Source organism: Bradyrhizobium sp. USDA 4502 (assembly GCF_054063355.1).
In genome coordinates, this window is the sequence record NZ_JBSSGF010000001.1 from 5,895,959 (window position 1) to 5,911,535 (window position 15,577).

Annotated in this window: 14 protein-coding genes; all 14 read left to right on the top strand. The window is 68.1% G+C overall.

Annotated features, from left to right (window positions below):
• From ACVW1B_RS27490 to ACVW1B_RS27555, 14 genes are read left to right on the top strand one after another with little or no spacing between them, the layout of a single operon-like run.
• Positions 1 to 1,086: a branched-chain amino acid ABC transporter permease gene (locus ACVW1B_RS27490; protein WP_253607033.1), complete on the top strand. Its 1,086-nt coding sequence runs from the start codon at positions 1 to 3 to the stop codon at positions 1,084 to 1,086.
• The gene (locus ACVW1B_RS27495; RefSeq protein WP_253607032.1) at positions 1,079 to 1,861 is read left to right on the top strand and encodes an ABC transporter ATP-binding protein; all 783 of its coding nucleotides are present in this window, start codon (positions 1,079 to 1,081) and stop codon (positions 1,859 to 1,861) included. The genes ACVW1B_RS27490 and ACVW1B_RS27495 overlap by 8 nt, the downstream gene beginning before the upstream one ends.
• On the top strand, positions 1,854 to 4,064 hold the full coding sequence (locus ACVW1B_RS27500; RefSeq protein WP_253607031.1) for an ABC transporter permease: 2,211 nt from the start codon (positions 1,854 to 1,856) through the stop codon (positions 4,062 to 4,064). The genes ACVW1B_RS27495 and ACVW1B_RS27500 overlap by 8 nt, the downstream gene beginning before the upstream one ends.
• Before the next feature lie 3 nt (positions 4,065 to 4,067).
• On the top strand, positions 4,068 to 4,901 hold the full coding sequence (locus ACVW1B_RS27505) for a phosphoenolpyruvate hydrolase family protein (RefSeq protein ID WP_253607030.1): 834 nt from the start codon (positions 4,068 to 4,070) through the stop codon (positions 4,899 to 4,901).
• 24 nt (positions 4,902 to 4,925) lie between these two features.
• Positions 4,926 to 7,820 (top strand): flotillin family protein, encoded by a 2,895-nt coding sequence (locus ACVW1B_RS27510; protein WP_253607029.1) that lies wholly within the window; start codon positions 4,926 to 4,928, stop codon positions 7,818 to 7,820.
• A 9-nt stretch (positions 7,821 to 7,829) separates the two neighbouring features.
• Entirely contained in the window at positions 7,830 to 8,267 is a 438-nt protein-coding gene (locus tag ACVW1B_RS27515; RefSeq protein WP_016847814.1) for an SRPBCC family protein, read from the top strand.
• A gap of 3 nt (positions 8,268 to 8,270) precedes the next feature.
• Positions 8,271 to 8,714, top strand: coding sequence for an SRPBCC family protein (locus tag ACVW1B_RS27520; protein ID WP_253607027.1), 444 nt, complete (start codon positions 8,271 to 8,273; stop codon positions 8,712 to 8,714).
• A gap of 15 nt (positions 8,715 to 8,729) precedes the next feature.
• Positions 8,730 to 9,548: an FAD binding domain-containing protein gene (locus ACVW1B_RS27525; RefSeq protein WP_253607026.1), complete on the top strand. Its 819-nt coding sequence runs from the start codon at positions 8,730 to 8,732 to the stop codon at positions 9,546 to 9,548.
• 6 nt (positions 9,549 to 9,554) lie between these two features.
• Positions 9,555 to 10,034, top strand: a complete 480-nt coding sequence (locus tag ACVW1B_RS27530; protein WP_141343042.1) for a (2Fe-2S)-binding protein — start codon at positions 9,555 to 9,557, stop codon at positions 10,032 to 10,034.
• A gap of 12 nt (positions 10,035 to 10,046) precedes the next feature.
• Positions 10,047 to 11,639, top strand: coding sequence for a xanthine dehydrogenase family protein molybdopterin-binding subunit (locus tag ACVW1B_RS27535; protein WP_456822500.1), 1,593 nt, complete (start codon positions 10,047 to 10,049; stop codon positions 11,637 to 11,639).
• Positions 11,640 to 11,641: 2 nt separating this feature from the next.
• Entirely contained in the window at positions 11,642 to 12,664 is a 1,023-nt protein-coding gene (locus ACVW1B_RS27540; RefSeq protein WP_028333322.1) for a xanthine dehydrogenase family protein molybdopterin-binding subunit, read from the top strand.
• Between the two features lie 9 nt (positions 12,665 to 12,673).
• Positions 12,674 to 13,555 (top strand): AAA family ATPase, encoded by an 882-nt coding sequence (locus ACVW1B_RS27545; protein WP_456822501.1) that lies wholly within the window; start codon positions 12,674 to 12,676, stop codon positions 13,553 to 13,555.
• Complete coding sequence (locus ACVW1B_RS27550; protein ID WP_456822502.1) at positions 13,552 to 14,670, top strand: vWA domain-containing protein; 1,119 nt, start codon at positions 13,552 to 13,554, stop codon at positions 14,668 to 14,670. Before ACVW1B_RS27545 ends, ACVW1B_RS27550 begins: the two co-directional genes overlap by 4 nt.
• Complete coding sequence (locus ACVW1B_RS27555) at positions 14,667 to 15,557, top strand: amidohydrolase family protein (RefSeq protein ID WP_456822503.1); 891 nt, start codon at positions 14,667 to 14,669, stop codon at positions 15,555 to 15,557. The genes ACVW1B_RS27550 and ACVW1B_RS27555 overlap by 4 nt, the downstream gene beginning before the upstream one ends.
• Positions 15,558 to 15,577 lie beyond the last annotated feature (20 nt).

A 15,577-nucleotide genomic window follows, 5' to 3' on the forward strand; every position in this document is an offset into this window, starting at 1 on the left:
ATGTCGCTGCTCCAGAGCACCCAGTTCCGCCCCGATCCATCCGCCAACGCGGCCCGCCGAGCCTTCATCCGTGCCTGGCCGGAATTCCAGAACCCGGCGGCCTGGCTGGTCGCGCTGATCCTCGTGATCATGCCGCTGATCGCCAACGGTTTCTTCCTGATCGAGATCTTCGCCACCACGCTGATCCTCGGCATCATCGCGCTCAGCCTGATGTTCCTCGCCGGCTATGGCGGCATGGTCAGCCTGATGCAGCTCACCATCGCGGGCTTCGCCGGCTACATGGTCGCGGTGTTCGGCATCAGCGGCAACGCCAATATCAGCCTCGGCTGGCCGTGGTGGCTGGCAACCCCGATGGCGCTGGCGCTGGCGACGCTGTTCGGCACGCTCGGCGGCGCGCTCGCGGTGCGCACCGAGGGCATCTACACCATCATGATTACGCTCGCGATCGGTGCCGCGTTCTACTACTTTACCAACCAGAATTGGGCGATCTTCAACGGCCACACCGGCATCAACACCGTCGCGACGCCGCAGTTCTGGGGCGTCGACTGGCGCGCCGATATCGCCTTCTATTATGTCACGCTCGGCGTCGCCGCGATCTGCTACTTCGCCGTCCAGTATGTCTCGCGGGCGCCGTTCGGCCTCGCGCTGCAGGGCGTCCGCGACAATTCCCGCCGCATGGCGGCGCTCGGCTTCAACCCCAATGCGCACCGCATCGCGGCCTACGCCTTCGCCGCCTTCATCGCCGCGCTCGGCGGCGTGCTGCAGGTCTGGAACTACCGGCAGATCTCGCCCGGCTCGGTCAGCGTCGGCGCCTGCATCGACGTCCTGATCATCGCCGTGGTGGGCGGCATCACGCGGCCGATCGGACCCTTCATCGGCGCGCTGATCTTCGTGCTGCTGCGGACTTTCGCGCTCGACGTGCTGATCAAGTTCGGACTCGACGGCAACCGCTTCCGGCTGCTGATCGGGCTCGGCTTCCTCGCCATCGTGTTCTGGTCATCCGACGGCGTGATCGGCCTGTGGGAACGCTGGCGGCGGCGCAACGCATCCTCGACGCAACGTTCAGGCGGAGGTCGCCATGGATAGCGTCGCGCAGCGGCTGTCCGTGGTCGGCGCTGGCGCGGCGCTCGAGCTGCGCGGCGTGACCAGGCTGTTCGGCGCGCTGGCGGCGCTGACCGACGTCACCATCACGGTGCGGCCCGGCGAAAGGCGCGCGGTGCTTGGCTCGAACGGCGCCGGCAAGACGACGCTGTTCAACTGCATCACCGGCGACTTTGCGCCTTCCTCCGGCACGATCCGCTTCTTCGGCGAGGATATCACCCAGTTCCCGCCCTATGAGCGGATCCGCCGGGGCTTACGCCGCACCTACCAGATCTCGGCGCTGTTCCCCGGCCTCACGGTGCAGGACAACGTCTACCTCGCCTGCCGCGGCGTCTCGCGCGACCGGTTCTCGTTCCTGCGCCCGGGGCAGAACGATGCGCTGATGCACGCGACCGAAACGCTGGTACAGGCGGTTCACCTCAGCGGCGTGAAGGACCAGCGCGTCGCCGAACTCGCACATGGCCAGCAGCGGCAGCTCGAGATCGCGCTGGCGCTGGCCGGCGCGCCGCGCTTCATCCTGTTCGACGAGCCGGCAGCGGGGCTGTCGCCTACCGAGCGGCGCGAGCTGATCGAGATCCTGACCTCGCTGCCGGCGCATATCGGCTACATCATCATCGAGCACGACATGGACGTCGCGCTGCGCGTGGTCGAGAGCGTGACGATGATGCACAACGGCCGCATCTTCAAGGAAGGCCTGCCGCGCGAGATCGAATCCGATCCCGAGGTGCAGGAGCTCTATCTCGGAGGCGGCCATGAATGACCGCCGAGCAGTGCCCGCGCTCGAGGTGAAGGGCCTCGACGTCTATTACGGCCATTCGCATGCGCTGCAGGGCGTCGATCTCACGCTCGAGTCCGGCGTGTTCTCGGTGGTCGGCCGCAACGGCATGGGCAAGACCACGCTGTGCAAGGCCATCATGGGCCTCGTGCGCGCCAGCGGCGGCTCGATCCGGATCCGCGGCGAGGAGGTCACGCGGCTCAATCCGGCGCGGATCGCCCGGCTCGGCGTCGGCTATGTGCCGCAGGGCCGCCGCCTGTGGCGCTCGCTGACCGTCGACGAACACCTCGCGCTTGCCGGCGGCCTGCGGCGCGGCGCCTGGACCATCGAGCGAATCTACGACACCTTCCCGCGCCTTGCCGAGCGCAAGAGCAATGGCGGCAACCAGCTGTCCGGCGGCGAGCAGCAGATGCTCGCGATCGCGCGCGCGCTGCTGACCAATCCGCATCTGCTGATCATGGACGAGCCGACCGAAGGTCTCGCGCCCGTGATCGTCGCCCAGGTCGAGGACATGCTGCTGCGGCTCGGCGATGAGGGGGACATCTCCGTGCTGGTCATCGAGCAGAACATCGGTGTGGCGACGGCGGTGTCGCGCAACGTCGCCATCATGGTCAATGGCCGGATCAACCGGATCATCGATTCCGCCCGCCTTGCAACCGACCGCGAGCTGCAGCAGCGGTTGCTCGGCGTCGGCACCCATGGCGCCGACGAGACCGACGCCGAGCCAGCACCGGCGAAGGCCGAAGCGGTCGGTGCCCCGCAGCCGGAACGCAAGGGGCCGACCCGCATCTACGTCTCCAATCCCGTGCTGCCGACCCGCTGGTCGCAGCCGGTGCCGATCGCCCGCATCGAGGCCGCCGCGCGGACGCAGTCCGCCGGGGTCACGCGGCTCGAGGAAACAAGTCGCTCGCGGCGCGAACCGGCGACGTCCAGAACGTCGGGGCCACCCGTCGTGCTGGTCGTCGGCACGCTGGACACCAAGGGCGCGGAACTGCGCTTCATCCGCGATATCATCGCCGGCAGCGGCCTGCGCACCCGACTGGTCGATGTCTCGACCAGCGGCAAGGCGGCGAGCTGCGACGTCACCGCGCAGGAGATCGCACTCAACCACGGCCGCGCCGGTTCGGGCGTGTTCGGCGCCGATCGCGGCGCCTCGGTGACGGCGATGGCGGAGGCGTTCGAGCGATGGCTGCGTCGCCAGGGCAATATCGCCGGGATCATCTCCGCCGGCGGCTCCGGCGGCGCGTCGCTGGTCGCGCCCGGCATGCGCGCGCTGCCGGTCGGGGTGCCGAAGCTGATCATCTCCTCGGTCGCGTCCGGCGACGTCGGTCCCTATGTCGGTCCCGCCGACATCACCATGATGTATTCGGTGGCCGACGTGCAGGGTCTCAACTCGATTTCGCGCACGGTGCTCGGCAACGGCGCTCATGCGCTGGTCGGCATGGTCAAGGCGCGGCTCGATGAGCAGGCCGGCAAGCAGCGCGATGCAGGCGCGAGCCTTCCGGCGATCGGCATCACCATGTTCGGCGTCACCACGCCGGCCGTGCAGAAGATCGCAGCCGACCTGCGCGAGGATTTCGAGTGCCTCGTCTTCCACGCCACCGGCGTCGGCGGCCGCTCGATGGAGAAGCTGGTCGAGTCCGGCCAACTCGCCGGCGTGATCGACCTCACCACGACCGAGGTCTGCGACCTCCTGATGGGCGGCGTGTTCCCGGCGACCGAGGATCGCTTCGGCGCCATCATCCGCAGCCGCGTGCCCTATGTCGGCTCGGTCGGCGCGCTCGACATGGTGAACTTCGGCGCACCCGACACGATCCCGGAGCGCTATCGGCAGCGCAAATTCCATATCCACAATCCGCAGGTCACGTTGATGCGGACCACGCCGGAAGAGAACGAGCGCATGGGCCGCTGGATCGGCGAACGGCTCAACCAGATGGACGGGCCGGTGCGCTTCTTCCTGGCCGAGGGCGGCGTCTCCGCGCTCGATGCAGCCGGCCAGCCGTTCTGGGACCCGGAGGCCGATGCGGCGCTGTTCCGCGCGCTGGAGCGCACCGTGCGCCAGACCGGCAATCGGCAGATCATCCGCATCAAACGCAACATCAACGATCCCGAGTTCACCGCCGCCATCGTCAGCGCGTTCCGCCCCTTGCTTGGACGCGCCGGTGGTCGGCGGAGAGTGGCGAGGTGACCCATGGCCAGGTTTGAACGCACGGCGCTGTTGAAGAAGTTTCACGCCATGATCGCACGCGGCGAGCCGATCGTCGGCGGCGGCGCCGGCACCGGACTGTCGGCGAAATGCGAGGAGGCCGGCGGCGTCGACCTGATCGTGATCTACAACTCCGGCCGCTACCGCATGGCCGGCCGCGGCTCGCTCGCCGGACTGATGCCCTATGGCGATGCCAACGCCATCGTCGTCGAGATGGCCGGCGAGGTGCTGCCGGTCGTGACCAGGACGCCGGTGCTCGCCGGCGTCAACGGCACCGATCCGTTCCGCGACATGGATGTGTTCCTCGACCAGCTCAAGGCCCTCGGCTTTGCCGGCGTGCAGAACTTCCCGACCGTCGGCCTGATCGACGGCACCTTCCGCGCCAATCTCGAAGAGACCGGAATGTCGTATGCGCTCGAGATCGACATGATCGCGAAGGCGCATGAGAAGAACATGCTGACCACGCCCTATGTGTTCAGCGAGCAGGAGGCCGCCGCGATGGCGATCGCCGGCGCCGACATCATCGTCTGCCATATGGGCCTGACCACCGGCGGCACGATCGGCGCGCAGACCGCGCCGAAGCTCGCCGACTGCCCTGCCCGCATCGAGGCCTGGGCCGAGGCCGCGCTCAGCGTCAATTCGAACATCATCGTGCTCGCGCATGGCGGTCCGATCGCGGACCCCGCCGATGCCGATTTCATCATGAAGCAGACCCGCAACTGCCACGGCTTCTACGGCGCCTCCTCGATGGAGCGCCTGCCGGTCGAGCGGGCGCTGACGGATCAGGTTCGCAAATTCAAGGCGATCGGCGCGCGCTAGCCGCCGTGACCAAGGGAGGAAGAGATGTCGGGGATGCTGGTCGGTGAATTGATCCTCTGGCTCATCGTCGCAATCGTCGCGATCGTCATCATCGTCTATGTCGTGAACTGGCTGTATCACCGCTCGTCGAAGGAGGTCTCCTTCGTCCGCACCGGTTTCCTCGGCGAGCGCGTGGTGATCAATGGCGGCGCCTTCGTGCTGCCCTTCATCCACGACTACACGCCGGTCAACATGAACGTGCTGCCGATGGGGATCGTGCGCTCCAGGCAGGACGCGGTGATCACCCGCGACCGCATGCGCGTCGACATCGAGGCCGATTTCTACGTCCGGGTTCAGCCGACCCGCGAAGCGGTCTCGATCGCTGCCGCCACGCTCGGCCGCCGCACCATGGAGCCCGAGCAGCTCCACACCCTGCTCTCCGGCAAATTCATCTCCGCGATCCGCTCAGTCGCCTCCGAGATGACGATGGAGCAGATGCACGAGCAGCGCGGCGACTATGTGGCGCGCGTCAAGGCCAATGCCGCCGAAGCACTGGCGCAGAATGGCCTCGAACTGGAGTCGGTCGCGATCACCGATCTCGATCAGACCGACCTCGAATATTTCAATCCCTCGAACCGCTTCGACGCCGAAGGCTTGACCCGCCTGATGGAGGACATCGAGGCCAAGCGCAAGCTGCGCAACGACATCGAGCAGGACTCGATGATCAAGATCCGCTCCCGCAATCTCGAGGCCGAGCGGCAGGCGCTGGAGATCGAGCGCGAAAGCGAGACCGCCCGCCTCGAGCAGGAACGCGACATCGAGATGCGCCGCGCCCTGCAGCGCACCGAAGTCGCCCGCGAGCGCGCGCTGCGTGAGACCGAGTCGGAGCAGGCCCAGATTGCGGCGCGCGAAGCCATCGAGAAAGCGCGCATCGCCAACGAGCAGGCGATCACCGAAGCACGCATCGCCTCGGAGCGCGAGACCCGGCACAAGGAGATCGAGCGGACGCGGGCGGTCGAAGAGAAGGAGCTGCTGGCGCGCGAGGAGATCGAGAAGGTCCGGATCGCCAACCAGCGCTCGGTCGACACCACCCGCATCGCCTCCGAGCGCGAGGTGCGCCAGCGCGAGATCGAGCGGATGCGCACGGTCGAGGAAGCCGAGATCGCCGCTCGCGAGGCGATCGAGAAGGCCCGGATCCAGCAGGACCGCGTCGTCACCGATGCCCGCATCGCCAATGAGGAGGAGACCCGGCGCCGCGAGATCGAGCGCACCCGCGCGGTCGACGAGGCCGAGATCGCCGCGCGCGAGGCCACCGAGAAGGCGCGCATCGCCCAGACCATGACGGTCAATGTCGAGCGCATCTCCTCGGACGAGCGCACCCGCGCGCTGGAAATCCAGCAGGTCCGCACCATCCAGGAAGCCGAGATTGAGGCGCAGAAGGCGGTCGAGGCCGCCCGCATCGCGCGCGAGAAGATGCTGGCCGCCGAGCGCATCGCCGCCGACCACACCACGCGCAAGCTCGAGATCGAGCGCAACCAGGCGGTCGAGATCGCCGGGATCAGTGCCCGCGAAGCCACCGAAGCGTCGCGGATCGCCCAGGAAGAGCACGTCCGGGCGCTTGAGATCGCCCGCACCCGCGCGATCGAGGAAGCCGATATCGCCTCCCGCGAGGCGATCGAGGCGGCGCGGATCTCGCAGGAGAAGTCGGTCGCCGCGCAGCGCATCCGCGCCGAGCGCGAAACCCGCGGGCTCGAGATCGCGCGCACCGAGGCGATCGAGGCCGCTGAGTTGAAGCGCCGCGACGCCATCGAGCGGCAGCGCATCGATGTCGAGCTGACGCTGGAGAGCGAGCGGATCGCCTCCTCCAGGACCCGCGAGGTGCTCAACATCGACCAGAAGAAGGCGATCGAGCTCGCCGACGAGGAGCGCGTGATCGCGCTCGCCGCCAAGCGCTCCGAGCGGATTGATGCCGACCGGCAGGTCCGGCAGGCCGAAATTGTGGCACGCAAGGACATCGACACCACCGACGTCTCGCGCGAGCAGGCGCTGGAGGCGGCTCGGATCGAGCGGCGCCGTGCGATCGAGCAGCTCGAGGTCGCCCGCAACCAGTCGCTGCAGGAGGCCGAGATCGGCGCCCGCGAGGAGGTCGAGCGCGCCCGCATCGCCTCCGACCGTGGCCTCGACGAGGCCCGCATCGGCCGCGAGCGCGAGCTGCGCAAGCTCGAGGTCAACCGCGAGAAGGATGTCGAGACCGCGCTGATGGAAAAGGCCATCGCACTGCATCAGAAATCACTGGAAGAATCCGCGGCGCGCGCCGCGGCCGAGGACGCCCGGATCCACGCCACCGAAGCGGCCGAACGCGTCGTCACCGCGCGCGAAAGCGAGATCGCAAAGCGGCGCAAGACCGTCGAGGTGCTGCTCGCCGAAAAGCAGGCCGAGGAAACCAGGATCGCAGCCGGGGCCGAACGGGTCCGTGCCACGGTCGAGGCCGAGGCGCAGCGTCTGCTTAACGAGGCCGAGAACGTGCTGACCGATCAGGCGCGCTACTCGCTGTTCCGCCGCAAGCTGCTCGACCGCATCGAGGGCATCGTCCGCGAGAGCGTCAAGCCGATGGAGAAGATCGAGGGCATCCGCATCCTCCAGGTCGACGGCCTCAACGGCAATGGCCATGGCAACGGCACCGGCCGCAGCGCCACCGACGAGGTGATCGACTCGGCGCTGCGCTACCGCGTGCAGGCGCCGCTGATCGACTCGATCCTCTCGGATATCGGCGTCGAGGGCGGCAGCCTCGCCAAGATGCCCGGCCTGATCCGCGAAGCCCGCGACATGCAAGGCATCAAGGACTCCGCGCGCAAGAGCGGCGGCGAGGCCAAGCCGGCGGCGCCCGAGGGCGGCGGCGAGCCGGCGCGCCCTGAGCGCACGCCGCGCAAGAAGGACTGAGCTGACGCCATGGCACGGGTTTACGTCTCCACCGTCGTCAACGCCCGCAACGACCGGGTCTGGGCCCGCGTCCGCGATTTCAACGGGCTGCCGAACTGGCATCCCGCGATCGCCGAAAGCCGGATCGAGGGCGGCGAGCCCTCCGACAAGATCGGCTGCGTCAGGGATTTCCGGCTGCGCAACGGCGATCGCATCCGCGAGAAGCTGCTCGGCCTGTCCGACTACGACATGTTCTGCACCTATTCGATCCTGGAATCGCCGATGGGCGTCGAGAACTACGTCGCGACCTTGCGGCTCACGCCGGTCACCGACGGCGACCAGACCTTCCTGGAATGGACCGCCGAATTCGACTGCGCGCCGGAACGCGAGGCGGAGCTCGTCAACAACATCGGCGGCGGCGTGTTCCAGGGTGGCTTCGACGCGCTGAAACGGGCGTTCGGGGGATAGGCCGTGCCGCATATCGTCAAGAGCACGATCCTGGATGCACCGACCGATGCGGTGTGGGCCGTGCTGCGCGATTTCAACGGCCATGACCGCTGGCATCCAGCGGTCGCAACCAGCGGCATCGAGCGCGCACAGCCGTCCGACAAGATCGGCTGCGTCAGGCGCTTCAAGCTGAAGGACGGCGCCGAGCTGCGCGAGCAATTGCTGGCGCTGTCCGATCTTGAGCAATCGTTCAGCTACTGCCTGCTCGATACGCCGATCCCGATGTTCAATTACATGGCGCATGTCCGCCTGCTGCCGGTCACCGATGGTGACCGCACTTTCTGGCACTGGGAGTCGCGCTTCACGACGCGGACCGAAGACAGCGAGCGCATCACGCAGATGGTTTCGGAAGACATCTACCAGGCCGGCTTCGACGCCATCCGCCGGCATCTGAAGGAGGCCGCGTAAGCGGAGAGCACCATCATGCCAATTACGGTGAAGACCTTCACCAGCACCCATGACGCCGCGGCGGCGCTGTCCTCGGATCGCAGCGCCCGCTATCTCGGCGGCGGCACGCTGGTGATGCGGGCGCTGAACGAGGGCGACATCTCGATCTCGACCATCGTGCGCGCCAGCGACCATGCTATGACACGGATCGATGCCACCGGCTCGCGCATCACGCTCGGCGCCGGCGTCACCTTCGCCCGCATCCTGGCCGAACGCGACCTCGCCTTCCTGCACGCCCCGGCGCGCTCGATCGGCGGGCCGGCGGTGCGCAACATGGGTACCGTCGGCGGCAATCTGTTCGCGCCAGTGCCGTATGGCGACTTCACGGTCGCGATGCTCGCGCTTGATGCCACCGTGTCCGTCCAGGGCGGCCTCGGAGGGCGCGAGATCCCGATCGAGGAGTTCCTGCAATCGCGCGACCGGCAGGCCGGATCGCTGGTGCTGGCGATCTCCTTTGCCAGACCCGGCAGCACTGAGGCCCTCCGCTACCGCAAGATCGCGCGGATCAAGCCCAACGGCGGCGCGGTGATCACGCTCGCGGCGCACCTGCCCGTTAACGGCAGCCGCATCGTCGGCGCCCGCGTCGCGCTTGGCTCGATGGCGCCGACGCCGATCCGCGCCCGTGCCGTCGAGCGCGCGCTCGAAGGCCGCGCGCTCGACGCCTCCACCATCAGCGCAGCTGCTGCGGCAGCCGTTGAGGGAACGTCACCCGGCGACAATGCGCTCGCCAGCGCCTGGTATCGCCGCGAGATCGTCGGCGTGCATCTACGTCGTCTGTTGTCCGGTCAGGAATAAATCGTGATGGCCAAGACTGCCCTTCAATTCCAGCATAACGGCCGTGACGTCGCGATCTTCGTCGACGGCGGCACCAACCTTCTGGTCGCGCTCCGCGAACTGATCGGCGACATGACGCCGAAGTTCGGCTGCGGCCAGGGCGGCTGCGGCACCTGCAGCGTGCTGATCGACGGCGAGCTGCATCTCTCCTGCCTGACGCTCGCCGAAACGGTCGCCGGCCGCTCGGTCGAGACGCTCGACGGCGTCAAGGACGGCCCCAATCTGCACCCGCTGCAGCGCGCGTTCGCCGACAATTTCGCCGCGCAGTGCGGCTACTGCACGCCGGGCATGCTGATGGCCGCGAAGGCGCTGCTCGACCGCAATCCGCAGCCGAGCCGCGCCGAAGTGGTCGAGGCGATCTCCGGCAACATCTGCCGCTGCACCGGCTACGAGCCGATCATCAACGCCGTGCTATCAGCCGCTTCCGGCGGCCGGGCGCGTGCGTAAGGGAATAGTGCCATGCTGGAATTGCGCAAGGACATCTTCGCCGACGAGCGCGACGACAATCTGAAGGAGATCGGCAAAGGCACGCAGCGCCAGGATATGCTCGGCCATGTCACCGGCACCTCGTCCTATTTCGATGACCACAAGCTGCAGGGCATGCTGCATCTGAAGGTGGTGCGCAGCGCGCATCCCCACGCAAGACTCCGCCGCATCGACACCTCGGAGGCCGAGCGGTCGCAGGGGGTCCGGCGCGTGATCCGCGCCTCCGACGTGCCGCGCAACCTGAACACGCTGCTCAGCCTGATCAATTTCGGCAAGGACGACGAGCCCTCGCTCGCGGTCGACAAGGTGCGCTACAAGGGCGAACCCATCGTCGCGATCGTCGCCGACAGCCCGCGCGAGGCCTATGAGGCCATCGCAAAGGTCAAGATCGACTATGAGCCGCTGCCGGCGGTGTTCGATGTCGAGGACGCGCTGAAGGCGGGCGCGCCCGTGGTCAACGAGGTCTATCCCAAGAACACCTTCACCTATCACGAGACCTATGATCACCAGCAGCTGCGCTTCGGCGACGCCGACCGCGCGCTCGCGACGGCCGACCATGTGCTGGAACAGCGCTACCAGATGTCGCCGATCGAGCACGCGCCGACCGAAACCAACGGCTCGATCGCAGCTCCCGACACCAACGGCCGCTACATCGTCTACACCTCGACGCAGGCGCTGTTCTTCTCGGTCGACACCTGCGCGAAGATCCTCGACGTGCCGTCCAACACCTTCCATTTCATCGGCGGCACGGTCGGCGGCGGCTTCGGCGGCAAGGTCGATACGCTGACCGAACCGCTCTGCATCCTCGGCGCGATGCTGACCGGTCGCCCGGTGCGCTACGTGTTCGGGCGCGAGGAGGAGATGCAATACGGGCCGCCGCGTGGCGCCGAGCGGATCTACATCAAGGATGGCGTGATGCGCGACGGCCGCGTTGTCGCCCGCAAGGTGCGCGCCTATTTCGACAGTGGCGCCTATACGCGGCTGTCGAGCTATGCGGCGGTGAAATGCGCCGCCCATCTGCCCGGCCCCTACACGATCCCGAACGTTCATGGCGACGTCTACTGCGTCTTCACCAACCGGACGCCCGCGACCGCGATGCGCGGCTTTGGCGTCACCGCGATGGATTTCGCCATCGAATGCCAGATGGACAAGCTCGCCCATCTCGTCGGCATGGACCCGATGGAGTTCCGGATCCTCAATGCGTATCGCGACGGCGACATGAAGGCGCACCGCCGCGAGGCCAAGAACACCGCGCTGATCGAATGCGTGCAGGTCGCAGCGGAGAAGGCCAAGTGGCCGCTCCGCGAAGACTTCAAGCGGATGTCGTCGCGCAAGGATGGTGGCGGCGCGCGAGCCGCCGTGACGCCGACCCCGCGCGAGCCGCATGCACCGCCGGCCTCACCATCCCAGCAGCGCACGACGTATGACCGCGCGCCGGCCGCGACCCGCGAGCCGCCGCCACCGCCGCCCTCTTCGCCGCCACCGTCGTCTCCGCCGCCGCGGCCGGGCGCGCCGTCGCACGGCGCCACCCGCTTCTCTTCCGTCTTCGGTACCAGGAGGCGCTGACCATGACCCGGCATCGCGGACGCGGCATCGCGTCGGTCAACTATCCCATCGGCATGAACCTCGGCGGCGATCCCAGCCAGGCGCTGGTGCATTCCAACCCGAGCGGCAAGTTCACCGTGGCGCTGTCCTCGATCGACCTCGGCCAGGGCATGAAGTCGGTGACGCGGCAGATCTGCGCCGAGACGCTCGGCGTGCCGGTCGAGGACGTCTATGTCGACACCGCGGATTCCGACACCGGCCCGCACTGCATGGGCTCGTTCGCCTCGCGCGGCACGCATCGCGTCGGCAACGCCGTGATGGCGGCGGCGCGCGAGGCGCGCGGTGTGATGATGGAGGCGGCGGCCGAAGAGCTCGAAGTGAATGCCGCCGATCTCGAGACCGACGGCCGCGGCAACATCCACGTCAAGGGCGCGCCGCATCGCTCGATCTCCACCAAGGACGTCGCCATCGCCGCGCAGTTCAAGCAGGGCAAGACGATCTCCGGCCGCGGTATCTTCCTGGTGCCGCTGTCCGACGTCGACCCCGAGACCGGCGAGATGTCGCCGGCGACATGCTACGCGCATGCCTGCCTGGTTGCCGAGGTCGAGGTCGACGACGAGACCGGCGAGGTCGACATGGTCCGGATGGACTCCGCCTATGAACTCGGCCGCGCGCTCAATCCACGGCTGGTCGAGCAGCAGCTGGTCGGCGGCGCCTGGATGGGCGTCAGCCACGCGCTCTACGAGACGCCGGAGCCTTATTATCCGGAGCCGGTGCACGGTCCGCGCGACTTCGTCGAATATCTGATGCCGGGTCCGGGCGACATCTGCCCGCACGACATCGCGGTGCTGGAACGCCCGGCGCCCGACGGTCCGTTCGGCGCCAAGGGACCGGGCGAGATGTGCGCCAATCCGGTGCTTCCCGCGGTCGCCAATGCGATCTTCAACGCGGTTGGGGTGCGGATCGACGATCTGCCGATCACGCCGGAGAAGGTGCTCCGCGCGATCAAGGCGCAGGGCGGCGCGCGGCCGCAGCCACGGCGCTGAGGTTTCTCCATGCCGGTCCGCAGCAAAATCGTCGGCATCGACAGCCCAGAGGCGCTGGAAAAGGCGCTGCGCGCGGCCTATTACCTCGCCGACGACGGCATCGCGACCGCCTCCTATCTCTCGCTTGCGCTGGGCAAGCCGCTGTTACTCGAGGGCGCGCCGGGTGTCGGCAAGACCGAAGCTGCAAAAGCGATCGCCGCCGTGCTCGGCCGCAGGCTGATCCGCCTGCAATGCTACGAAGGCATCGACGCCGCCGCGGCCCTCTACGAGTGGAACTACCCGCGCCAGATGCTGGCGATCCGGCAGGCCGGCGAGGAGAGCATCGACATCTACGGCGACGCCTTCCTGATCGAGCGTCCGATGCTGGCCGCGCTGCGCGCGCCCGACGCGACGGTGCTGCTGATCGACGAAATCGACCGCGCCGATCAGGAGTTCGAGGCCTTCCTGCTCGAATTCCTCTCCGACTTCCAGATCTCGATCCCCGAGCGCGGCACGGTGCGCGCTGCCGAGCATCCCGTCGTGGTGCTGACCTCAAACCGGACGCGCGATCTGCACGAGGCGCTGCGGCGGCGCTGCGTCTACCACTGGATCGATTATCCGAATGCCGAGCGCGAGGCACGCATCGTGATGATGCGCGCCTCCAGCGTCGCCGAGGCCACCGCCCGCGCGGTGGTCGCCGCCGTCGGCCGGCTACGCCGCGAGCCGCTGAGCAAGGCGCCCGGGATCGCCGAGGCGGTCGACTGGGCGGAGGCCGCGACCCTGCTCAACAAGGGCGGCGCGCGCTGGCCGGACGCGTTCAAGCGCTCGATCGGCGTCGCGCTGAAGGACGAGGAGGATCTGCATTTCATTTCACCGCGGCTCGATGCGATCATCGCGGAGGCGGCCGCGTGAACGACGACCTGCAGCTGCCGCGCGCCGCGCGGATATTTGTTTCGTTCGTCGCGCTGCTGCGCGCCAACGGCTTTTCGGTTGCGCCGGAGCAGACGACGAGCTTCCTCGCGGCAATCGAGCTGCTCGGTCCGCGCAGCCTGGAGCACATCCGCCTGGCCGGGCTCGCGACATTGGCGCCGCCGCCCCAGTGCCGGGCGACGTATGACCGGCTGTTCGACATCCACTTCCGCGGCGCCGAGGCGATCGAGCAGGCCGAGGGTGAGGACGAAGAGACCGTTCGCCTGCAGGAGGAAGGCCGCGGCGAGGACGAGCCGCCGCTTGCCGACGAGGCCAATGAGTCCGGCCTCACCGCGGCGCGCGCCGAGGCATTGGTCGAGCGCCGCTTTGCACAGGCCGTGACCAGCGATCCGCTGCGAAAACTGTCGCGCGAGGCGGCAAGGCGACTTCCCCGACGGCGCGGCCACCGGCGCCGTCGCGCACGGAGCGGCCCGTTCGCCGATCTGCGCCGCACGCTGCGCGACAGCGTGCGCAATGACGGCGAGGTGCTGCGGCTCGGGCGGATGCGCCGCCGCCAGCGCCCGCGCAGGATCCTGTTCCTGATCGACGTCTCCGGCTCGATGAAGGCGCGCACCGAGGAGAACATGAAGCTCGCGCATGTGCTGGTGCAGGCGGCGGGCAATGTCGAGGTCTTCACCTTCGGCACAAGACTGACCCGCGTCACGCCGGCGCTGCGGTTGAAGCGGCGCGAGCAGGCGCTGAACGCGGCGTCCTTCCTGGTCAGCGACTGGGACGGCGGCACGAGGATCGGCGATGCGCTGCAGGCGTTCCTCGCCGTGCCCCGGTTCGGCGGATATGCCCGCGGCGCCGCGGTCGTGATCGTCTCCGACGGCCTGGAACGCGGCGATCCGGCTGCGCTGCGCGATGCCGTGGCAAAACTGTCGCGGCGGGCCTGGCGCCTCAGCTGGCTGACGCCGCTCGCAACCTCGCCCGACTTCACGCCGCAAACCGAGGCGCTGATCGCGATCCAGCGCTTTGTCGACGATCTCGTGGACGGCGGATCCAGCGCGGCTGTCGTCGCGCATCTGCTGTCGCTTGGAACAAGGAGAGCCGCGTGACTGGCGTTGTCGACGGACATCATCACATCTGGCGGCAGGCCGATCTCGCCTGGCTGTCCGGCCCGATGCAGCCGCGCATCTTCGGCCCCTACGAGCCGATCCGCCGTGACTATCCGATCGAGGAGTATCTGGACGACCTCAAGGGCACCGGCGTCACCCGCTCGGTCTATGTCCAGACCAACTGGCCGAACGGCCAGTTCGAGGACGAGGCGGCCTGGGTGCAGCAGACCGCGGGCCAGCACGGCTGGCCGCACGCCCTCGTCGCCTATGCCGATTTTTCCGTCGCCGACGTCCGGCCGCAACTCGATCGGTTGAAGCACTATCCGCTGGTGCGCGGCGTGCGCATGCAGCTGCACTGGCACGAGAATCCGCTCTATCGCTTCGCCGCCCGTGCCGATCTCTGCACCGACCCCGTGATCCGGCGCAATGTCGGCCACCTCGCCGACTATGGCTGGAGTTTTGACCTGCAGGTGTTCGCGTCGCAGATGGCCGATGCGGCCGGCCTTGCGGAGGCCTGCCCTGACGTGACCTTCATCCTGCAGCATGCCGGCATGCTGGAGGATCTGTCGCCGCAGGGCCGCGCCGCCTGGCGCACCGGGATGACGCGGCTCGCGCGATGCCCGAACGTGGTGTCGAAATTGTCCGGGCTCGGCACCTTCATCCATCGCAACGATGCCGCGCATATCGCCGGCGTGGTGACCGATACCGTCGCGATCTTCGGCGCCGACCGCTGCCTGTTCGGCTCGAACTTTCCGATCGAGAAGCTGTGGACCAGCTACCGCGAACTCATCGCCGCTTTCAAAGCGGCCGCCGGGCGGCTGAGCCCCGAACAGCGCGATGCGATCTTCAGCACGACGGCGGCGCGGGTCTATCGGCTACAGCCATAGCCGCACCGCGGGGTCGAACA